Origin of the sequence: Micromonospora sp. NBC_01392 (assembly GCF_045040125.1) — a bacterium.
Lineage (GTDB): Bacteria > Actinomycetota > Actinomycetes > Mycobacteriales > Micromonosporaceae > Micromonospora.
In genome coordinates this window covers 2,640,684-2,660,929 of the sequence record NZ_CP109549.1, presented here as the reverse complement: position 1 = coordinate 2,660,929, position 20,246 = coordinate 2,640,684, and the positions used below count along the sequence as shown (strand labels likewise).

Here is a 20,246-nt window from a genome sequence, read left to right as displayed (position 1 = left end):
CGGGAACGCGGCGGGTTGACGAAGGAGGATGCTCATGACCAGACCCTCGACTCCGACCGCGGCCTGGCAACCCGGAATGCCGGGCAGCGACAACCTCCCGTCCGGCCCGGGCGGTCGCCCGACGCCGCCGGGCGGGGACGGGCACGGGCCGCGGGCCGGCCCGCCGACCGTCACGATCGGCTCGTACCCGGACTATCCGTCCGCCCAACGCGTGGTGGACTATCTGGCCGACAACCGGTTCCCGGTGGAACGGACGTCGATCGTCGGCACCAACCTGACGCTTGTGGAGACCGTGATGGGGCGACTCACCACGGGCCGGGCGGCCCTGCTGGGCGCCGGCACGGGCGCCTGGTTCGGCCTGTTCATCGGGTTGCTCTTCGGCATCTTCACGGCCGGCAACTGGTTGGCGGTGATCCTGGTCGGGCTGGTGATCGGCGCGATCTGGGGTGCCGTGTTCGGCGCGGTCGCGCACGCCATGAGCGGTGGGCAGCGCGACTTCACCTCGGCCAGCTCGCTGCGGGCCAGCCAGTACGCGGTCACCGTGGACGCGGAGCTGGCGGAGCAGGCCCGGCAGATGCTCGGCCGGATGCACCTGACGCCCACCGGGGCCACCGCCCGCTGAGGAGGCCGGCGGCCACCCGCGGGAGGGTCCCGGTCGGGGCCCTCCCGTTCCGCGTCACTCGTGGTACGCCCGCTCCCCGGCGCGCAGCGGCACGTCGAGGCGGTTCTCCGGCGGGGCGAGCGGGCAGGCCCACCGGTCGTCGTAGGCGCAACTCGGGTTGTAGAGGTAGTTGGCGTCCAGCCGGACCCGGTTGCCGGGCAGCACGGTCAGGCCCCGCCCGAACGTGCCCTTCACCGTGTCGGTCAGGTAGCGCCCGCCGCCGTACGACCCGTCGCCGCAGCTCGCGTCGCGCAGCGGCACGAACAGCCCGCCCCCGTACGCGTCGATCCACCACAGGGTGAGCGGCCCCCAGGGTGTCTCGGCGACCGCCACCCGGCGGTAGTCGACCACCCCGTCGGGCCCGCCGGTGTCGATGCTCAACGCGCCGGTGGCGGGCCGCAACGGCGCCTCCACCACGGCGGCCGGGTCCGGCGGGTACCAGCGCAGTCCGGTGAAGCCGGCCCGGTCGGCGGGTGGCACCGGGCTGCTCGGGTGGCTGCGGAACAGCTCGTCCCGGGCGGCCCGGAACCCGCCCAGGTCGAGGTCGGACAGGTAGAGCCCGGCCACCCGCTCCCGCCAGTCGAGCACGTCGAGGTCATCCATCCCCCGACCCTAGCCGGGTGGTCGCTTCAAATTTCGACCGATCGACTTCCTGCGGACGGGACTGTGCTGACGGCCACGCCGAAGGCACTTGTTTAAATTTTAAATAGTGCTACCTTTGCGGCATGACGGAGAGCCTGGACGCGGAGCGGATGGCCTGCTGGCGGGCCTACATCGAGTCGAGCCAGCGGCTGTTCACCCAGCTGGAGGACGACCTGCGCGCGGCCAGCGAGCTGAGCTTCGCCGACTACCACGTGCTGGTGCTGCTCTCCGAGGCGCCGGGGCAGCGGCTGCGCATGGGTGAGCTGGCCGACCGGCTGGTGTTCTCCCCGAGCCGGCTGACCTACCAGGTCACCTCGATGCAGAAGCGCGGCCTGGTGGCCAAGGAGTCCTGTCCGGCCGACCGGCGCGGCAGCGAGGCCGTGCTCACCGCGGCCGGCCTGCTGGCCCTGCGCGAGGCCGCGCCGCACCATCTGCGCTCCGTGCGCACCCACCTGATCGACGACCTCGACGACGCCGAGGTCGCCTGCCTCACCCGGGTCTTCGAGCGGCTCGGCCGGCGCCTGCGCGCCGACCGCGTCGCGTCGTCCACCCCGGCCGACAAGTAAAGGAGCCCGTGATGCCCGCGATCACCGTCGACGACGTCCTCGTCCTGCCCCGCCTGCCGAAGCTCGACGAGTCCACCAGCTACCGCCCGGTCCGCCGGGTCACCACCGCGCCCAGCGGCTACGAGGGCGAGGGCTTCCCGGTCCGCCGCGCCTTCGCCGGGGTCTCCATGACCGATCTCGACCCGTTCATCCACCTCGACCAGATGGGCGAGGTGGACTACGCGCCGGGTGAGCCGAAGGGCACCTCGTGGCATCCGCACCGGGGCTTCGAGACGGTGACCTACATGATCGACGGGATCATGGACCACCAGGACTCGACAGGTGGCGGCGGCACCATCACCGACGGCGACACCCAGTGGATGACGGCCGGCAGCGGCCTGCTCCACATCGAGGCGCCGCCGGAGCAGCTGGTGATGAGCGGCGGCCTGTTCCACGGTCTCCAGCTCTGGGTCAACCTGCCCCGGGTGGCCAAGATGAGCGCGCCGCGCTACCAGGACATCCGCGGCCGGGAGTCGGCGCTGCTCACCACGCCCGACGGCGGCGGCCTGATCCGGGTGATCGCCGGCGAGATCGCCGGGCACCGGGGGCCGGGCTCGACCCACACGCCGATCACCATCGCGCACGTGACGTTGCAGCCCGGGGCCGAGCTGAGCCTGCCCTGGCGACCGGACTTCAACGCGCTCGTCTACGTGCTGGCCGGCCGGGGCACGGTCGGCACCGACCGGCAGCCGATCCACCTGGGTCAGCTCGCCGTGCACGGGCCCGGCGACGCGCTGCGGATCACCGCCGACCGGACGCAGGACGGCAACACCCCGGCGCTGGAGCTCTACCTGATGGGCGGCCAGCCGATCCGCGAGCCGGTGGCGCACTACGGCCCGTTCGTGATGAACACCCGGGCCGAGCTGATCCAGGCGGTCGAGGACTTCCAGGCCGGCCGGCTCGGGGTGATCCCGACCGGGCGGTTGCCGCACAGCGACGGTCAGGGTGACCGCCCCTGACCGGGCGGTCAGGGCCACCGGCCAGCGCGGGCGCTCCGGTTCGCCGGGGCGCCCGGCGCGGCTCAGGAGACGGCGAAGATCCCGGCCACCCCGAGGATCACCATCAACAGGACCGCCAGCAGCGCACCCCGCTCCCCCTCCACCGCCTGGTCGCGGCCGTCGGTCACGGTGTTCGTCGTCTCGGCGGGCATGTCTGTGCCTCCTTGGGTTTCGCGATCCAGGGGCCCGGGGTACCCCAGGCGCGTACCGCCGCCGACCTGCTGCGTCGTGGTGCGGGGCCCGTCCGGGGGTCCTACCGTGTGAGGACTGTCGTCGACCTCGGGAGGCTGGAACGTGACCCTGCGGGACTGGTTCCTCACCGCACAGGAACGCGCCAACCCACGGTCTGAGTTACCCGTCTGGACGGATGGAAACCTCGCCGAGCCGCTGATTCACGGATCCGCGTACTTTGACCGGCTGGTCAGCGAGGTGGAGGCGCTGGGCGACGGCGACCACCTGTTCTTCACCGACTGGCGGGGCGACCCGGACGAACGGATGCGCCCCGACGGGCCGACCGTGGCCCAACTGTTCGCGCGGGCCGCCCAGCGCGGGGTGATCGTCAAGGGGCTGCTCTGGCGCTCCCACCTCGACACGCTCTCCTACAGCGAGGCGGAGAACCGCGACCTCAGCGAGACGATCCGCGCCGCCGGCGGCGAGGTGCTGCTCGACCAGCGGGTCCGCCGCGGCGGATCGCACCACCAGAAGCTGGTCGTGCTGCGCCACCCCGACGAGCCGGAACGCGACATCGCGTTCGCCGGCGGCATCGACCTGTGCCACAGCCGGCGCGACGACGCCGCGCACGCCGGCGATCCGCAACCGGTGGGCATGTCCCCCCGGTACGGGCCCACCCCGCCCTGGCACGACGTGCAGCTCGCGGTGCGCGGCCCGGTGGTCGGCGCGCTGGACACCACGTTCCGCGAGCGGTGGACCGACCCGATGCCGTTGGACTCGGAGAACCCGCTGGCCTACCTGCGGGACCGGCTGCGCGGCTCGGACCTCACCCCGGATCCGCTGCCCGAGCAGCCCGCCGACCCGCCGCCCTGCGGCCCGCACCACATCCAGGTGCTGCGCACCTATCCGGCGGTCCGCCCGCGCTACTCCTTCGCCCCGGACGGCGAGCGCACCGTGGCCCGCGGCTACACCAAGGCGGTCCGCCGGGCCCGCCGGCTGATCTACCTGGAGGACCAGTACCTCTGGTCCACCGAGGTGGCCGAGCTGTTCGCCCAGGCGTTGCGCGAGCACCCGGAGCTGCACCTGGTGGCGGTGGTGCCCCGGCACCCGGACGTGGACGGCAAGTGGGCGCTGCCGCCGAACATGGTGGGCCGGGAGCAGGCGCTCTCGCTCTGTCAGCGGGCCGCCCCGGAGCGGGTGCACGTCTTCGACGTGGAGAACCACGAGGGCACCCCGGTCTACGTGCACGCCAAGGTGTGCGTGGTGGACGACGTCTGGGCCAGCGTGGGCAGCGACAACTTCAACCGCCGCTCCTGGACCCACGACAGTGAGCTGTCCTGCGCGGTGCTCGACGACACCCGCGACGAGCGGGCCCCCGCCGACCCGGCCGGCCTCGGCGACGGCGCCCGGGCCTTCGCCCGGGACCTGCGGCTGCGGCTGTGGCGCGAGCACCTGGACCGGGACCCGGACGGGGCACAGGACGACGACCTGCTGGACCCGGCGGACGCGGTGGCGGCGATCACCGCGGCGGCGGACGCGCTGGACCGCTGGCACGACGGCGGCCGCGTCGGTCCCCGCCCGCCCGGCCGGTTGCGGCCGCACCGTCCCGAGCGACTGCCCTGGCGTACGCGAATCTGGGCGCTGCCCGCGTACCGGCTGGTCTACGACCCGGACGGCAGACCGCTGCGGGCCCGACGCGCCGGCACCTGGTGACGTGCCGCCGGCTCGCCCGGCGCACCCGGCCGGGCCGGGTAGGCGAAGGACACCCGGGGCGAGTAGAACCCCCAGCAGACGTCCAGTGGGTTGGCCGGGCGTAGCGCGTGGACCGGATGGTCGGGCGCCAGGAACTCCACCGACTCGATCTCGAACGGTGACACCGGCTCGGCCACGTACGGGTAGTCGGTGACGATCAGCTCCCCGTGGTGGCGGGTGAGGTAGCGGTGGTGGCCGCTGCGCGCGTCGGTGCCGGTGTGCCCGACGCGGGCGGTGACCCGGATCAGCGGGCGGTCGTCGACCCAGGTCTCGGCCGTGAGCCACCCGCCCCGCAGGTCGAGCCGGGTCGTCCCGTCGGCGGCCGGGGCGCCGCGCGCGGCGGCGTACTGCCGGACGCGGTTGCTGGAGGCCAGGTAGTGCGTCCACCAGCCACCGGGGGTCTCCCGGTCCGGCGGCTCCATGTCCGCCAGGGAGACGCCCAGGTAGGTCAGCGAGTAGGCCCCGAAGCCGGAGGTCTGCGTGTCGTCGTCGACCACGTACTGGTTGAGGAAGACCTGCCGCTGCGGATGCGGGCGGAGCCCGGTCGGCACCAGCGCCTCGGCCGCGCCCGGGTCCGCCGGGAGCCAACTGAACAGCAGCGTCCGGGCGTTGATGACGAGTTGCGGCGCGGCGGGATCGAGCACGGTGCCTCCGTAGACGTGTCCCCACGGACGCTACGGGCGGTCCCATTGGCGGGACAACGACAGAAAGTCGACACTCCACCCCGACGGGTATCGCCCGATAAGGACCTTTCCTACCCCGATGCGCCTTAAGTGCATCGTACTTTCGGCTGGATTTCTGTTAGCCGATCAGGCTAGTGTTGCTCCCGAACGGACTACTTAAACCTAAACCAAAGCGTCTCTTCTTTTTCTCCGCGGACGAGGTGCAGGGAGGACCACCATGACCGCCCCGACGACCAAGGCACCCGCGAAGCTCGACCCCCGCTCACTCACCGACAGCGCCGCCAATCTGCTCGACGCGATGGTCGCGCTGCCCCCGAACCACCCCTCGCGGGCCGCCCTGCGCGACCGCGCCATCGAGGCCTGGCTCCCGCTGGCCAACCACCTCGCCCACCGTTACAGCGGCCGGGGCGAGCCCACCGACGACCTGGCACAGACCGCGGCGATCGGGCTGATCAAGGCGATCGACAAGTTCGACCCGTCCCGCGGCGTCGACTTCGCCGGCTACGCCATCCCGACCATCATCGGTGAGCTCAAGCGCCACTTCCGCGACCGCACCTGGGACATCCGGGTGCCGCGCCGGCTCCAGGAGCTGCGCCTGGCGATCTCCGACGCCAACAGCACCCTGCTCCAGACGCTCGGCCGGTCGCCGACGGTCGCCGACATCGCCGCCCACCTCAAGGTCACCGAGGAAGAGGTGCTGGAGGGCCTGGAAGGCGCCCGCGCCTACAACGCGGTGTCGCTGTCCACCCCCACCGGTGACGGCGAGCGCGCCACCGAGCTGGGCGACCTGCTCGGCGGCGAGGACGGCGAGTTCGAGCTGGCCGAGATGCGGGTCGCGCTCGGCCCGGCGCTGGCCACGCTCGACCAGCGCGAGCAGCGGATCCTCACGCTGCGCTTCTACGGCAACCTGACCCAGTCGCAGATCGCCGAGCAGATCGGCGTCTCGCAGATGCACGTGTCCCGGCTGCTGGCGCGGGCGCTGACCAAGCTGCGCGGCCAGCTCCACGGCACGTACTAGCGGCTCTCGGCCCGGTCGGCGATGCGCCGGCCGGGCCCTTCCGTGCCCGGATGCAAGCACGGGCCCCCTGTTAACGCCTCCGGTAGAGATGGTGCCCCTTCTCACTCGCCTCGGCCCGAGGCTTCCGTTCCGGGCCGTGGACGAATCGGCGCGTACGGGCCGCGCCTCCAGCGCGGGCGTCAACAGGGGGCCCTACCTCTACCGCAGGCGTTAACAGGGGGCCCGTGCTTGTTCCGGGGGTGGGTGCGAGAGTGGGGGCGTGCTCGCCGACGTTCCTCTCGACCTGCCGGTCCGGCCGGTGCTGCCGGCGCTCGTCGAGGCGCTGCGCGCGGCGGGCGCCGGGGTGCTGGTGGCGCCGCCGGGCACCGGCAAGACCACCACCGCACCGCTGGCGGTCGCCGACGCGGTCACCGGGCGGGTGGTGATCGCCCAGCCCCGGCGGGTGGCCGCCCGCGCCGCCGCGCACCGGATGGCCGCCCTGCTCGGCGAGCGGGTCGGCGACCGGATCGGGTACGCGGTCCGGGGCGAGCGCCGGAGCGGGCCCCGCACCCGGGTCGAGGTGGTCACCACCGGCCTGCTGGTACGCCGGCTGCACCACGACCCGGAGCTGCCCGGGGTGGACGCGGTCCTGCTGGACGAGTGTCACGAGCGGCAACTCGACGCCGACCTGGCGTTGGCGTTCAGCGTGGAGGCCCGGGCCACCCTGCGTCCGGACCTCTGGCTGCTGGCGATGTCGGCGACCCCGCAGGCGGACCGGTTCGCCGCGCTGCTCGGCGGCGGCGTGCCCGCCCCGGTCGTCCGTGCCGAGGCCGCGTTGCACCCGGTGGACCGGGTGTGGGCGCCACCGCCGCGCCCGATCGCCCCACCCGGCGCGGGCCGGGTGGACCCGGCGCTGCTGGACCATGTGGCCGCCACGGTGCGCCGGGCGCTGCGCGAGCGGGTCGGCGACGTGCTGGTCTTCCTGCCCGGGGCCGGCGAGATCGCGGCCGTCGCCGGGCGACTGGCCGACCTGCGCGACACGGTCGCCGTGCTGCCGCTGCACGGCCGGCTCTCCGGCGCCGCCCAGGACGCCGCGCTGGCCCCACCGTCCGGCCGAGGAACCGCCCACCCGGGAACCGTCCGGCGGCGGGTCGTGCTGGCCACCGCGGTGGCGGAGAGCGGCCTGACCGTGCCGGGGGTGCGGGTGGTGGTGGACGCCGGGCTGAGCCGGGTACCGCGCACCGACCTGGCCCGCGGGCTGGGCGCGCTGGTCACCGTGCCGGTGTCCCGGGCGGCGGCCACCCAGCGGGCCGGGCGGGCCGGGCGGGAGGCCCCGGGTGCGGTCTACCGCTGCTGGTCGGAGGCGACGCACGCCCGGCTCGCCCCGCAGCCCGAACCGGAGATCGCCACCGCCGACCTGACCGGGTTCGCGCTGGAGCTGGCCGCCTGGGGCACGTCGGACGGCAGCGGCCTGGCGCTGCCGGATCCGCCGCCGCCGGCCGCGCTGGCCGTGGCCCGGGAGACCCTGGGCACGCTCGGCGCGGTCGACGCCGACGGCCGGATCACGTCCCGGGGGCGGGCGATCGCGTCGGTCGGCGCCCATCCCCGGCTGGCCCGGGCGTTGCTCGACGGCGCGCGGCGGGTCGGCGCCGACCGGGCGGCCGAGGTGGTGGCGGTGCTCGCCGACGAGTCGTCGGGCGGCGTGGGGGACGACCTGCCGGCCCGGTGGCGCCGACTGCGCGCCGGCACCGACCCGGCCGCCACCGCTCGGTGGCGCGCCGAGGTACGCCGGCTGCGCGCCGCCCTGCCCGCCCGCACCGCCGACAGCCGGCCGGAGCCCGAAGCGCCGACCGGCCAACCACCGCACCGGCCCGCCGGAGACATCGGCGGCCGGCCGGAACAGCCCGGACAGACAGCCGGCGGCCGGCCGGAGCGCCTGCCGGACGATCTGGCCGCCGGGCTGCTGGCCGGCTTGGCGTACCCGGAACGGTTGGCCCGGGTGCGGCGGCCCGGCGGGTCCGCGTACCTGATGGCCGGTGGCACCGCCGCGGAGCTGGCGGCGGGGTCGGGGCTGGCCGGGTCGACGTGGCTGGCCGTCGCGGTCGCCGACCGCTCCCCCGGCGCGCCGGCCGCCCGGGTCCGGCTGGCCGCGCCGGTCGACGAGGCGACCGCGCGGGAGGCCGGCGCGGCGCTGCTGCGCGACGGGCGGGAGGTCGCCTGGTCCGGCGGCGAGGTGGTGGCCCGGGAGGTGGTCCGTCTCGGCGCGATCGAGCTGGTCGACCGGCCGCTCGCCGCGCCCGAGCCGGAACTGGTCGCGGCGGCGGTGCTGGACGGGCTGCGGCAGGAGGGTCCGGGGCTGCTGCGCTGGACGCCGGAGGCGACCGCGCTGCGCCACCGGCTGGCCTTCTGCCGGCAGGCGCTCGGCGACGACTGGCCGGACGTGTCGGACGCCGCGTTGCTCGCCGCCGCGCCCGGCTGGCTCGGGCCGGAGCTGGGCCGGGCGCGCCGCCGGGCCGACCTGGCCCGCGTCGACGTGACCACGGCGCTACGCCGGTTGCTCGACTGGCGGCAGGCGGCCCGGCTGGACGAGCTGGCGCCGGAGCGGCTGCCGGTGCCGAGCGGCTCGCGGATCCGGGTGGACTACGCCGATGCGGCGGCGCCGGTGCTCGCGGTCAAGCTTCAGGAGACGTTCGGTTGGCGGGACGTGCCCCGGATCGCCGACGGGCGGGTGCCGGTGCTGCTGCACCTGCTCTCGCCGGCCGGACGGCCGGTGGCGGTCACCGCGGACCTGGCCTCGTTCTGGCGGAACGGCTATCCCCAGGTGCGGGCGGAGCTGCGCGGGCGCTACCCGCGACACCCGTGGCCGGAGGACCCGACGACGGCCGAGCCGACCCGCCGGGCCAGCCCGCGCCGGCGCTGACCGGGCTCACTCCTCGACGACGTCGGCGATCACCACGGTGATGTTGTCCGGCCCGCCGGCGCGCAGCGCGAGGTCGATGAGCCGGGCCGCGCAGGCGTCCCGGTCCAGGCCCTCGCCGAGCACCTCGGTGAGGGTGTCGGCGCGGACCACGTTGGAGAGGCCGTCGCTGCACAGCAGCCAGCGGTCACCGGCCCGGGGCACCATGGTGGCGTACGCCGGGGAGACCTGGTCGCCCTGCAACGCCTGGGTAACCACGGCGCGCCGGGGGTGGCTGCTCGCCTGGTCGGGGGTGATCAGGCCCTGGTCGACGAGCATCTGCACGAACGTGTCGTCGCGGGTGACCTGCTTGAGCACGCCGTCGCGGAACAGGTAGGCCCGGGAGTCGCCGACGTGTGCCAGCGCCAGGCAGCTTCCGGTGCGGGCGAACAGCAACGCGGTCAGCGTGGTGCCCATGCCCTGGCGTTCCGGGTCCTCCTCGACCGCCCGGCGGATGCCCGCGGTGGCCCGCTCGATGGCACCCTGGAGCGCGGCGACCAGCGCGTCCTCCGGGGTCTCCACGTCCAGCGGGGCGATCGCGTCGATCGCGATGCGGCTGGCCAGGTCGCCGGCCGCCATGCCGCCCATGCCGTCGGCGACCGCGACCAGCCAGGGGCCCGCGTGCTGGGCGTCCTGGTTGCCGCTGCGGATCAGCCCACGGTCGCTCGCTCCGGCGGAACGAAGCTTCAGGGTCATGGGACGCAGCCTGCCAGGTCGAGGGCTCGGTTGTCTCTAGGAGATCACCACCATCGTACGTGGCGCGGTGAATCTCACTGCGCGTGGGCGCACGCCCGCCATCGGACCGGATCGATTGACAGCGACGGAACGCGATGGAAACATCGGCCTGATATTGGGAGCGCTCCCAGCTCTCGTCGCTCCCCCACCGTCACCCCCGAGCACGGAAGGAACCCTCCGTGACCCGTTCCCGTCGTCGGCTGGTCGCGTTCGCCGCGACCGCCGCCCTGGCCCTCACCGGCGCCACCGCCGGCCCGGCCCTCGCCGAGGTGCCACCGGACGCCCCCGAACAACTCCGCAACGGCGACTTCAGCGCCGGCGTCTCCCCCTGGTTCTCCTACGGCACCGGTGAGCTGGCGGTCACCGACGGCCGGCTCTGCACCACGGTCGCCGCCGGCACGGCCAACCCCTGGGACGCCGGCATCGGCCAGGACGCGGTGCCGCTGATCTCCGGCGCCGAGTACGAACTCTCCTTCGACGTCTCCGCCACCCCCGGGGCGGCGCTCAAGGCGGTGCTCCAGCTCGGCAGCGCCCCGTACACCACGTACGCCAGCGTGGACGCCACCGCCACCGGCACCGCGAAGCACGTCACCACCACGTTCACCGCGCCGGCCGACAACGCCGGCGCGCAGCTCATCTTCCAGGTCGGCGGCAGCGCGCAGGCGCAGACGTTCTGCCTCGACAACGTGTCGCTGCGCGGCGGCGAGGCGGCCCCGCCGTACGAGCCGGACACCGGTCCCCGGGTCCGGGTCAACCAGGTCGGCTACCTGCCCGGCGGCCCGAAGCACGCCACCGTGGTCACCGAGGCCACCGGGGCGCTGCCCTGGCAGCTCACGTCCGCGGCCGGGGCCGTGGTGGCCAGCGGCGAGAGCACGCCGCGCGGCGTGGACGAGGCGTCGGCGCAGAACGTGCAGACCGTCGACTTCTCCGCGTACCGCACGCCGGGAACCGGCTACACGCTGACCGTCGACGGGGAGACCAGCCACCCGTTCGACATCTCCGGCACGGTCTACGACCGGCTGCGCGCCGACTCGCTCCAGTTCTTCTACGCCCAGCGCAGCGGCATCGCGATCGACGGCGACCTGATCGGCGACGAGTACGCCCGCCCCGCCGGCCACCTCGACGTCGCCCCCAACAAGGGCGACACCGACGTGCCCTGCCAGCCCGGCGTCTGCGACTACAAGCTGGACGTGCGCGGCGGCTGGTACGACGCCGGCGACCACGGCAAGTACGTGGTCAACGGCGGCATCGCCACCTACCAGCTGCTCAACACGTTCGAGCGCACCAAGACGGCGGAGACCGCCGACGGCGGCGCGGCGCTCGGCGATGCCACGCTGCGGGTGCCCGAGCGCGGCAACGACGTGCCGGACGTGCTCGACGAGGCCCGCTGGGAGCTGGACTTCCTGCTGCGCATGCAGGTGCCGGCCGGCAAGCCGCTGGCCGGAATGGTCCACCACAAGATCCACGACCAGAACTGGACCGGCCTCCCGCTCGCCCCGCAGGACGACCCGCAGGTGCGTGAGCTGCACCCACCGTCCACCGCGGCCACGCTCAACCTGGCTGCCGTCGCCGCCCAGTGCGCGCGGCTGTTCGCCCCGTACGACGCCGCGTACGCGACCCGCTGCGGCACGGCCGCGAAGACCGCGTACGCGGCGGCCAAGGCGCACCCGGCGATCTACGCCTCGGCCAGCGACGGCACCGGCGGTGGCGCGTACGAGGACAACAACGTCACCGACGAGTTCTACTGGGCCGCGGTCGAGCTGTGGCTGACCACCGGCGACAAGGCGTACCTCGCCGACGTCACCGGCTCGCCGCTGCACACCGCCGACGTGTTCACCCCCAACGGCGCGTTCGGCTGGCAGAGCGTGGCCGCGCTGGGCCGGCTCGACCTGGCCACCGTGCCCAACGCGCTGCCGGCCGCGGAGAAGACCCGCATCCGCGCGTCGATCACCGCCGCCGCGGACCGCTACCTGGCCACGATCGCCGACCAGGCGTACGGGCTGCCGATGCCCGGCACCGCCGACGCGTACGTCTGGGGCAGCAACAGCAACATCGTGAACAACACGATCGTGCTGGCCACCGCGTTCGACCTGAGCCGGAACGCGAAGTACCGGGACGGCGCGGTGCAGGCCGCCGACTACCTGTTCGGCCGCAACGCGCTGAACATGTCCTACGTGACCGGTTGGGGCGAGCAGAACGCGCACAACCAGCACAGCCGGATCTTCGGCCACCAGCTCAACCCGGACCTGCCGACCCCGCCGGCCGGCTCGCTCGCCGGCGGCCCGAACGCCGCGCTCCAGGACCCGTACGCGGCGAACCTGCTCGCCGGCTGCGCGCCGATGTTCTGCTACGTCGACGACATCAACTCGTACGCGACCAACGAGGTGGCGATCAACTGGAACTCGGCGCTGGCCTGGCTCGCGTCGTTCCTGGCCGACCAGGGTGACGCGGCGGCGGTGCCGGCGCCCACCTGCGCGGTCACCTACTCCACCCACGGGAGCTGGCCGGCCGGCTTCACCACCCAGGTGACGGTGCGCAACACCGGCACGTCGGCGGTGAACGGATGGAGCCTGCGCTGGGCCTTCACCGGCGACCAGAAGGTGACCCACGCCTGGTCGGCGCAGGTCGCCCAGAGCGGCGCCACGGTGACCGCGAAGAACCTGGCGTGGAACGCCAAACTGGCACCGGGCGCGTCCACCACGTTCGGCCTGAACGGCACCTCCGCCGGCGCCCCCAACCCCGATCCCACCCTGATCACCCTGAACGGGAAGGCCTGCACCGTCTCCTGACCCGTTCCCGTCCCCGCGACCGTGCGGTGGCGGCGCCCGTCCGGCGTCGTCACCGCCCGGTCGGCGACGTCGGCGGGTACGGTCCTCCGATGGCGTACCTGCTCCTGGCCCTCGCGATCACCGCCGAAGTGATCGGCACCAGCCTGCTCAAGGCGAGCGACGGCTTCACCCGGCTCTGGCCCACGGTCGGCCTGGTGGCGTGCTACCTGGCGGCGTTCGGGCTGCTCGCCCTCGTGGTGCGGGACGTCCCGGTCGGCGTGGCGTACGCGATCTGGTCCGGGCTCGGCACCGCCGCCATCATGGCGGTCGGCGCGGCGTTCCTGGGTGAGCCGCTGAGCGTGACCAAGGTCGTCGGGGCCGGGCTGGTCATCGCCGGCGTGGTGGTGCTCAACCTCGGCGGCGCCCACTGAGCCACGGCCGTCAGGGTCGCCCGGAGGCCGCGCGCAGCAACCGGAGTTGACCGATCTCGGCCACGTTCTTCATGAGTTCGGCGTTGACCCAGCCGACCAGGTGCGCGACCGTGAGCCCGGCGTCCGCCGACCACGGGAACGCGGCGGGCCGCGCCAGGTCGGCGGCGGTCAGACGGCCGAGCGCGTCCGTCCACTCCGTCCGTAGGCCACGCAACCAGGAGATGGTCTCCTCCCCCGGCCCGGGCCACACCACGTCGTCACGCTGCCGCGCCGGCCGCCGGCCGAGGTGGTCCCCGGCGACCGACCACCACCACCCGAGATGCCACGTGAGCCACGCGATCGTGGGCGCCGGGACCGGGTCCGGCTCGACGTCGGCCCAGTCGGGACGCCAGGCGTCGTCCGCGCCACGGCGCATCGTCCAGCAGAGCGCCGCCGGCTCCCAGAGGAAATCCGCCGCGTCCAGCCTGTCGAGGTGGTGCTCACACAACGACCAGGTCAGCTCGAACTGCCAGCGCAGCAGGGCGGGGGTGGTGAGGGTCACCGGCCGATCGTGGCACGGCGGCGCGGTCCGGGCGATCGATTACCCGCCCCGGTCGCACGGCACGGCGTGCGACCCGGTGGCCGCCCCGCCAGCGGGCGGGCGGTTCAGTCGACCGGCCGGCGCATCGCGACCCGGTCGGTCGCGTCGAAGCCGAGCGCCGCCTCGGCCGCCAGGAACCCGGCCAGCCCCGGGGTCAGCTCCGCCTCGGCCAGCTCACGGAACCCGCAGCGCGCGTAGTACGGCGCGTTCCACGGCACCGACCGGAACGTGGTCAGCGTCAACGCCGGCCACCCCTCGGCCGTCGCCCAACCGGCCACCTCGTCGAGCAGGCCCCGTCCGATGCCGCGCCGCGCGTACGCCGGGTCGACGCTGAGCTGCTGGACGTGGGCCGCCCCGTCGACGAGGTCGACGAGCACGAACGCGATCGGCCGGTCGGCCGCGTCGACCGCCACCCACAGCCGGCCGGCGCGCTGCCCGGCGGCCAGCGCGTCCAAGGGCAGCGGTGGCATGTCCGCCACCAGGTGCATGCCGATCTCCCGGAACGGGGCGCCGGAGGCCACCTCGATCCGCTGGATCCCGGTCAGTTCGTCGGCGCGGGCGCTTCTGCTGCGGTGCGGCACGGCGCCGACCCTGGCAGAGCGGGCGCGGGGACGCGAACGGTTTTCGGCGTACGCTGCACCGGTGGCTCTCCCCCTGCCGGCCGGCGACTTCCGCGCGTACCTGTTCGACTGCGACGGCACGATCGTCGACTCGATGCCGGTGCACCACCGCGCCTGGTGCGCGGCGCTGGCCGAGTGGGGCTGCGAGTTGCCGGAGGACCTGTTCTACGCCTGGGGCGGCCGGCCGGTCGCCGACATCGTCGTCGACCTCAACCGGCGGCACGGCCTGGCCATGCCGGTCGAGGCGGTGGCCCGTCGCCGGGAGGACCTGTTCCAGGAACTGCTGCCCGGGGTCAGCGCCGTGCCCGAGGTGCTGGCGCACATCGAGGACGCGCACGGGCGGCTGCCGTTCGCGGTCGTCTCCGGCAGCACCCGGGAGTCGGTGACCGCCTCGCTGACCACGCTGGGCCTGCTCGACCGGTTCGACACGCTGGTCTGCGCCGAGGACTGCACGCGGCCCAAGCCCGACCCGGAGGGCTACCTGCTGGCCGCGCGACGGCTCGGCGTCGAGCCGGCCGGCTGTCTCGTCTTCGAGGACACCGATCTCGGCGTGGCGGCCGCGACGGCGGCGGGCATGGCGTCGGTCCGGGTGCCGTACCCCCGGGAGCGGTCGGCCACTCGGTGACCGTGCCGAAAGGGCCCGCCCGGCGTCACGGTGCGTGACGCGTCAGCGAGACCATGCGGATGGACACGATATACCGCTCGGTCATATTTATGACCTGTTGTCATATCGCTCGCGACGCCACCATCCTGCCGGCGCCGACACGCCCGAGCGCTCGAGCCCCCGGCCGTGCCGTCCGATGTGATCGGTGTCGCCCCGGTCGGGGCACCCGTCGGGCGTGTGCCCGGGCCTAGCGTCGCTGTCATGACCGTCAACGGGACGCCGCCGTCGGAGGACACCGTCCCTCGGCCCGGCGCCCGCCGGACGCTGATGGCACGCGTCTCGCCGCTTCCGCCGTCCGGCCCGCTGCGCACGCTGGCGTCCGCCACCCTGGCCAACACCGTCGGCACCGGGCTCTGGCTGGCCGGCGGCGCGTTGTACCTGACCCGGGACGTCGGCCTCTCCGCCACCTCGGTGGGCGCCGGGCTGACCGTCGCCGGCCTGGTCGGGCTGACCGCCAGCGTGCCGCTGGGCGGGCTGGCGGACCGGTGGGACCCGCGTACGCTGCGCGCCGCCCTCCAGGTGGGCCAGGCGCTCGCCGCGGCGGCGTACCTGCTCGTCGACTCGCTGCCGGCGTTCCTGGTGGTGGCGGTGCCGGAGGCGCTGCTGGCGGCCGGCAACCTGGCGGTCCGGGCGGCGCTTGTCGCCGCGGTCGGCGGCCCGACCGGCCGGGTGCACGCGTTCGCCACCCTGCGTGCGGTGGCCAACCTGGGCATCAGCGCCGGGACCGCGCTGGCCGGGATCGCGCTGGCGGTGGACACCCACCGGGCGTACCAGGTGCTCGTGGTCGGCAACGCGGTCACCTATCTGCTCTCGGCGGCGCTGCTGCTGCGGCTGCCGGCGCAACGGCCGGCCGGCGGCGCGGGGCGGCGGGCGGCCGACGGGGCCGGTCGGCGAGCGACGGGCGACGCCGCTACGCGGGCGGCCGGGGCGTTGCGGCAGGGTCGGCCGCTGCGGGACGGCTGGTTCCTGGCGGTGAGCGGCGCGTCCGCGCTGCTCGGCACGCACGTGACCGCGCTGGTGCTGGTCGTGCCGCTGTGGACGGTCGGTCCCGCCGGGGCGCCACCACCGGTGGTGTCCGCGGTGCTGCTCACCAACACGGTGCTCACCGTGCTGCTGGCGGTGCGGCTGAGCCGGGGCGCGGACACCGCCGCCCCGGCGGCCCGCAAGCTGCGCCGGGCCGGGCTGGTGCTGGCCGCCGCCACCCCGCTGTACGCGGTGACCGCCGCGCTGCCGGCACTCCCGACAGTGGTGCTGCTGCTGGTGGCGACCGCGGTGTGGACGGTGGGCGACCTGTGGCACGGCGCGGCCGGCGCGGGCCTCGCCTACGACCTGGCCCCGCCCGGGTCGATCGGCGCCTACCAGGGGGCGGACGGGCTGCTCGCCGGGCTGGCCCAGGCGCTCGGTCGGGGCCTGCTGACGCTGCTGGTGCTGGGCGGCGGCGGGGTGGGCTGGCTGGTGCTCGGCGCGCTGTACGCCGTCGTCGGGCTGGCCGCCCCGGCGCTGGTCCGCCGTGCGGTGGCGAGCCGGCCGGCGCCCACCGGAGAACCGACCGGGCAGCCGGTCACCCCCGGGTAGCAGGATGACGGGATGACCGAACGGGGAAGCATCACCATCCGGCCCGGCGGCCCGGCGGACGCGCCGACCGTGCTGCGGCTGTTCGACAGCGCCATCGCGTGGCTGGTCGAACGCGGCCGGCCCGAGCAGTGGGGCGTCGACCCGGTCTCGACCGACACGCGGCACATCGCCCGGGCCGACGCCTACGCTCACGGCGGCGGCCTGCACCTCGCCGAGATAGACGGCACGGTCGTCGGCGCGCTTGTGGTCGGCGACGCGACCGAGCACGTGCCGCCGGCCACCGAGCCGGAGCTGTACGTCAACCTGCTGGTCACCGACCGGGCGTACGCGGGCCGGGGGGTCGGCGCGCGGCTGCTGGCGCACGCGGCGGAGTTGGCCCGCGAACGCGGGCTCGGCCTGCTGCGGGTGGACTGCTTCCGGAGCGCGGACCGGGCGTTGGTGCGCTTCTACGAGGGCTGCGGTTTCACCGCCACCCAGCCGTTCACGGTGATCCGACCGGGTCGGCCGCCGTGGCCGGGGCAGGTGCTGGCCCGGCGGCTCGACTGAGTCAGCCGATCTCCTCGTCGGCGAAGCACCAGCGCCACGACTCCCCCGGCTCGATCGAGCGCATCACCGGGTGCCCGGTGGACCGGAAGTGCTGGCTGGCGTGCTGGTAGGGCGACGAGTCGCAGCAGCCCACGTGCCCGCAGCTCAGGCAGGCGCGCAGGTGCACCCAGTCCCGGTTGCCGACCGCCACGCAGTCGGGGCACTCGGTGGTGGTGGCGGGCTCGGCGTCGCCCGCCCCGGTCAGGTGCGGACAGCTCATTCGAGAACCTCCTGTCGTAGCAGCGACTCCTCCAGGTCCAGATCACGGTAGGCGCGGGTGAGCACCTCCTCCGGGATCTGGCCGGAGTCGCGGGCGGCCCGGAACACCTCCCGCTCGGCGTCGATCATCTCCTGCCGCAACCGCGCGTACGCCTGGGAGGGGGTCTCCCGGTCGGTGCCGCCGAGCCGTTCCCAGGCCAGGTTGGCGCGGGACGTGGTCAACCCGCGCAGTCGTTCCACCACCGCCTCGGGCGCGTCGCCGGCCAGCGCGTCGAGCCGTTCCCGGGCGGCGCGGCTGGCCCGCTGCTGCACGCCGGCGGCGGAGAGCGCGTCCTGCACCGGGTCGTCGGGGGGCAGCCGCAGCCGCCGGGCCAGCCACGGCAGGGTGGCGCCCTGCCCGACCAGGGTGGCCACGATCACCGCGAAGGCCAGCCAGATCAGCAGCGCACGCGGGTACGGCCGGTCGTCGGCGAGCGTGAGCGGCAGACCCAGCGCGGCGGCCAACGTCACCACGCCGCGCATGCCGGCCCAGCCGATGACGATGGGGAACTGCACCGGCGGCGCGGGGTCGCGCTGCCGGATCCGGGGCACCAGCCGGGCCAGGTAGGTGGCCGGGAACATCCAGACGAACCGGGACAGGAAGACGGCGGCGAGCACCGCGGCGGTGATCCCGACCAGCGAGCCGACCGGTTCGTCGAGGTCGCGCACCACCTCGGGCAGTTGCAGGCCGACCAGGAGGAACACCAGCCCCTCCAGCAGGAACTGGATCAGCCGCCAGAACGCGGTCACCTGGAGGCGGGAGCCGGCCGACATGAGCATCGGCAGCTTGTGGCCGATGCCGAGCCCGGTCACCACCACCGCGACCACGCCGGACGCGTGGATCTCCTCGGCGGCGTACACCACCGCGAACGGCACGATCAGCGACAGCGCATTGTCCAGCACCGGGTCGGTGATGCGCTTGTGCAGGTAGCCGAAGACCACCACGCCCAGCACCCCGACCACGACGCCGCCGCCGGCGGCGATCAGCACCTCCCGGGCCACGTAGCCGACGCCGACGCCGCCGGTGGTGGCGGTGGCCGCGACGATCGCCACCCGCAGCAGCACCAGCGCGGTGGCGTCGTTGACCAGGCTCTCGCCCTCCAGAATGGTGACGACCCGCCGGGGCAGGCCGACCCGACGGGCCACCGCGGTGGCGGCGACCGCGTCGGGCGGCGCCACCACCGCGCCGAGCGCCACGCAGATCGCGTACGGCAGGTCGGGCAGGAACAGGTGCACCACGGTGCCCACCACGAACGCGGTGAAGATCACCAGCCCGACGGCGAGCAGCAGGATCGGCCGCAGGTTGAGCCGGAACGCCGGCACCGAGGTGTTCACCGCCGCCACGTAGAGCAGCGGCGGCAGGATGCCGACGAGGACCAGGTCCGGTTCCAGCCGCACGTGCGGGAAGAACGGCAGGAAGGACAGCGCGAGGCCGAGCACCACCAGCAGGATCGGCGCGAGCAACCCGAGCCGGCGGGCCAGCGCCGCCCCGAACGTGGCGATCGCCAGGAACACCACGACCTCGAACAGAGCTTCCATGGGGTACGAGCCTAGGCGTCCCCGGGCCGGCCCGTGATCACGCGGTCGGGCGTACCTTCGGCAGCACCTCGGCACCGAACGCGTCGAGGAACGCGCGCTGTTCCTTGCCCACGTGGTGCAGGGCGATCTGGTCGAAGCCCAGCTCGACGTACTCCTCCAGCCAGCCGACGTGCCGGCCCAGATCGGCGGAGACGTTGACGGTGTCGGTGACCTTCGACATCGGCACGTCGGCGCTGACCACGTCGAAGTGCTCGGCGGTCTCCAGGTCCCAGCAGACCGGCGGCGCGAACACGTTGCTGCGCCACTGCTCGTACGCGATCGCCTCGGCCTCGGCCTGCTCGGGCGCCCAGCTCACGTGCACCTGGAGGTGCAGCGGCCCGCGCCCGCCGGCGTCCCGGTAGGCGTCGATCATCTGCCGGAGGTGGTCGACCGGCGCGTTGACCGTGATCAGCCCGTCCGCCCACTCGGCGCACCAGCGGGCGGTGGCCACGCTGACCGCGGCGCCGACCAGCGCGGGCGGCTCCTCGGGGCGGGTCCACAGCTTGGCCCGGTCCACGGTGACCAGCCCGTCGTGGCTGACCTCCTCGCCGGCCAGCAGCGCCCGGATCACGTCGACGCACTCGCGCAGCCGGGCGTTGCGCAGCTCCTTGCGGGGCCAGACGTCGCCGGTGATGTGCTCGTTGCTGGCCTCGCCGGTGCCCAGCGCCGCCCAGAAGCGACCGGGGTACATGGCGCCGAGCGTGCCGATGGCCTGCGCGATGATCGCCGGGTGGTAGCGCTGGCCGGGCGCGTTGACCACGCCGAAGGAGAGGTTGGTGGCCTGGAGCGCGGCGCCGAGCCAGGACCAGGCGAACCCGGACTGGCCCTGCCGCTCGCTCCACGGGGAGAAGTGGTCGGAGCACATGGCCGCGTCGAAGCCGGCCCGTTCGGCGTGGACCACCGCCTCCAGCAGCTTCGCCGGGTGGATCTGCTCATGGGATGCGTGGAACCCGAACGCCGTCATGGGCAGCACTCCTACCCATGACG

The 20,246-nt window shown here is 74.4% G+C and carries 20 protein-coding genes; 11 read left to right on the top strand and 9 right to left on the bottom strand.

What is annotated here, in order from left to right; translation table 11 throughout:
* Positions 1 to 34 precede the first annotated feature (34 nt).
* Positions 35 to 622 carry a general stress protein gene (locus tag OG767_RS12170; protein ID WP_405093499.1) on the top strand — a complete coding sequence of 196 codons (588 nt, stop codon included), beginning with the start codon at positions 35 to 37 and terminating at the stop codon, positions 620 to 622.
* Between the two features lie 54 nt (positions 623 to 676).
* Here OG767_RS12170 and OG767_RS12165 read toward each other — a convergent pair whose 3' ends face one another.
* Entirely contained in the window at positions 677 to 1,264 is a 588-nt protein-coding gene (locus tag OG767_RS12165) for a DUF1684 domain-containing protein (RefSeq protein WP_405093498.1), read from the bottom strand.
* Between the two features lie 122 nt (positions 1,265 to 1,386).
* Here OG767_RS12165 and OG767_RS12160 point away from each other — a divergent pair, with 122 nt between their 5' ends.
* Positions 1,387 to 1,869 carry a MarR family winged helix-turn-helix transcriptional regulator gene (locus OG767_RS12160; RefSeq protein WP_405093497.1) on the top strand — a complete coding sequence of 161 codons (483 nt, stop codon included), beginning with the start codon at positions 1,387 to 1,389 and terminating at the stop codon, positions 1,867 to 1,869.
* An 11-nt stretch (positions 1,870 to 1,880) separates the two neighbouring features.
* Positions 1,881 to 2,867: a pirin family protein gene (locus OG767_RS12155; protein WP_281939484.1), complete on the top strand. Its 987-nt coding sequence runs from the start codon at positions 1,881 to 1,883 to the stop codon at positions 2,865 to 2,867.
* A 62-nt stretch (positions 2,868 to 2,929) separates the two neighbouring features.
* Here OG767_RS12155 and OG767_RS12150 read toward each other — a convergent pair whose 3' ends face one another.
* Positions 2,930 to 3,058, bottom strand: a complete 129-nt coding sequence (locus OG767_RS12150; RefSeq protein WP_405093496.1) for a hypothetical protein — start codon at positions 3,056 to 3,058, stop codon at positions 2,930 to 2,932.
* Between the two features lie 142 nt (positions 3,059 to 3,200).
* Between OG767_RS12150 and OG767_RS12145 the strand changes: the two genes are divergently transcribed.
* Positions 3,201 to 4,790: a phospholipase D family protein gene (locus OG767_RS12145; RefSeq protein ID WP_405093495.1), complete on the top strand. Its 1,590-nt coding sequence runs from the start codon at positions 3,201 to 3,203 to the stop codon at positions 4,788 to 4,790.
* Here the strand turns inward: OG767_RS12145 and OG767_RS12140 are convergent.
* Positions 4,739 to 5,473, bottom strand: coding sequence for a hypothetical protein (locus OG767_RS12140; protein WP_405093494.1), 735 nt, complete (start codon positions 5,471 to 5,473; stop codon positions 4,739 to 4,741). The genes OG767_RS12145 and OG767_RS12140 overlap by 52 nt on opposite strands.
* Before the next feature lie 256 nt (positions 5,474 to 5,729).
* On the opposite strand from OG767_RS12140, the gene OG767_RS12135 reads away from it, so the two are divergent.
* Both OG767_RS12135 and OG767_RS12130 read left to right on the top strand, forming a co-directional pair.
* On the top strand, positions 5,730 to 6,530 hold the full coding sequence (locus OG767_RS12135; RefSeq protein ID WP_405093493.1) for a SigB/SigF/SigG family RNA polymerase sigma factor: 801 nt from the start codon (positions 5,730 to 5,732) through the stop codon (positions 6,528 to 6,530).
* A 259-nt stretch (positions 6,531 to 6,789) separates the two neighbouring features.
* Positions 6,790 to 9,429 carry an ATP-dependent RNA helicase gene (locus OG767_RS12130; RefSeq protein ID WP_405093492.1) on the top strand — a complete coding sequence of 880 codons (2,640 nt, stop codon included), beginning with the start codon at positions 6,790 to 6,792 and terminating at the stop codon, positions 9,427 to 9,429.
* Between the two features lie 6 nt (positions 9,430 to 9,435).
* Here the strand turns inward: OG767_RS12130 and OG767_RS12125 are convergent, their stop codons facing one another.
* Entirely contained in the window at positions 9,436 to 10,161 is a 726-nt protein-coding gene (locus OG767_RS12125; protein ID WP_405093491.1) for a PP2C family protein-serine/threonine phosphatase, read from the bottom strand.
* A 218-nt stretch (positions 10,162 to 10,379) separates the two neighbouring features.
* Here OG767_RS12125 and OG767_RS12120 point away from each other — a divergent pair, with 218 nt between their 5' ends.
* Entirely contained in the window at positions 10,380 to 12,989 is a 2,610-nt protein-coding gene (locus OG767_RS12120) for a glycoside hydrolase family 9 protein (RefSeq protein ID WP_405093490.1), read from the top strand.
* A gap of 89 nt (positions 12,990 to 13,078) precedes the next feature.
* On the top strand, positions 13,079 to 13,399 hold the full coding sequence (locus tag OG767_RS12115; RefSeq protein ID WP_091067592.1) for a multidrug efflux SMR transporter: 321 nt from the start codon (positions 13,079 to 13,081) through the stop codon (positions 13,397 to 13,399).
* A 10-nt stretch (positions 13,400 to 13,409) separates the two neighbouring features.
* Here OG767_RS12115 and OG767_RS12110 read toward each other — a convergent pair whose 3' ends face one another.
* Both OG767_RS12110 and OG767_RS12105 read right to left on the bottom strand, forming a co-directional pair.
* Positions 13,410 to 13,940: a DinB family protein gene (locus OG767_RS12110; protein WP_405093489.1), complete on the bottom strand. Its 531-nt coding sequence runs from the start codon at positions 13,938 to 13,940 to the stop codon at positions 13,410 to 13,412.
* Positions 13,941 to 14,044: 104 nt separating this feature from the next.
* The gene (locus tag OG767_RS12105) at positions 14,045 to 14,560 is read right to left on the bottom strand and encodes a GNAT family N-acetyltransferase (protein WP_405093488.1); all 516 of its coding nucleotides are present in this window, start codon (positions 14,558 to 14,560) and stop codon (positions 14,045 to 14,047) included.
* A gap of 61 nt (positions 14,561 to 14,621) precedes the next feature.
* Here OG767_RS12105 and OG767_RS12100 point away from each other — a divergent pair, with 61 nt between their 5' ends.
* The 3 genes from OG767_RS12100 (at position 14,622) to OG767_RS12090 (ending at position 17,384) form a co-directional block, all read left to right on the top strand.
* Positions 14,622 to 15,224: an HAD family hydrolase gene (locus OG767_RS12100; RefSeq protein WP_405093487.1), complete on the top strand. Its 603-nt coding sequence runs from the start codon at positions 14,622 to 14,624 to the stop codon at positions 15,222 to 15,224.
* Positions 15,225 to 15,530: 306 nt separating this feature from the next.
* Positions 15,531 to 16,838 (top strand): MFS transporter, encoded by a 1,308-nt coding sequence (locus tag OG767_RS12095; protein WP_405094202.1) that lies wholly within the window; start codon positions 15,531 to 15,533, stop codon positions 16,836 to 16,838.
* Between the two features lie 12 nt (positions 16,839 to 16,850).
* Positions 16,851 to 17,384, top strand: a complete 534-nt coding sequence (locus OG767_RS12090; protein ID WP_405093486.1) for a GNAT family N-acetyltransferase — start codon at positions 16,851 to 16,853, stop codon at positions 17,382 to 17,384.
* Position 17,385: 1 nt separating this feature from the next.
* Here OG767_RS12090 and OG767_RS12085 read toward each other — a convergent pair whose 3' ends face one another.
* The 3 genes from OG767_RS12085 to OG767_RS12075 are packed head-to-tail and all read right to left on the bottom strand — an operon-like array spanning position 17,386 to position 20,223.
* Entirely contained in the window at positions 17,386 to 17,643 is a 258-nt protein-coding gene (locus tag OG767_RS12085; RefSeq protein ID WP_405093485.1) for a UBP-type zinc finger domain-containing protein, read from the bottom strand.
* The gene (locus OG767_RS12080; protein ID WP_405093484.1) at positions 17,640 to 19,220 is read right to left on the bottom strand and encodes a Na+/H+ antiporter; all 1,581 of its coding nucleotides are present in this window, start codon (positions 19,218 to 19,220) and stop codon (positions 17,640 to 17,642) included. Before OG767_RS12080 ends, OG767_RS12085 begins: the two co-directional genes overlap by 4 nt.
* Before the next feature lie 37 nt (positions 19,221 to 19,257).
* Positions 19,258 to 20,223 carry a TIGR03885 family FMN-dependent LLM class oxidoreductase gene (locus tag OG767_RS12075; protein ID WP_405093483.1) on the bottom strand — a complete coding sequence of 322 codons (966 nt, stop codon included), beginning with the start codon at positions 20,221 to 20,223 and terminating at the stop codon, positions 19,258 to 19,260.
* Positions 20,224 to 20,246 lie beyond the last annotated feature (23 nt).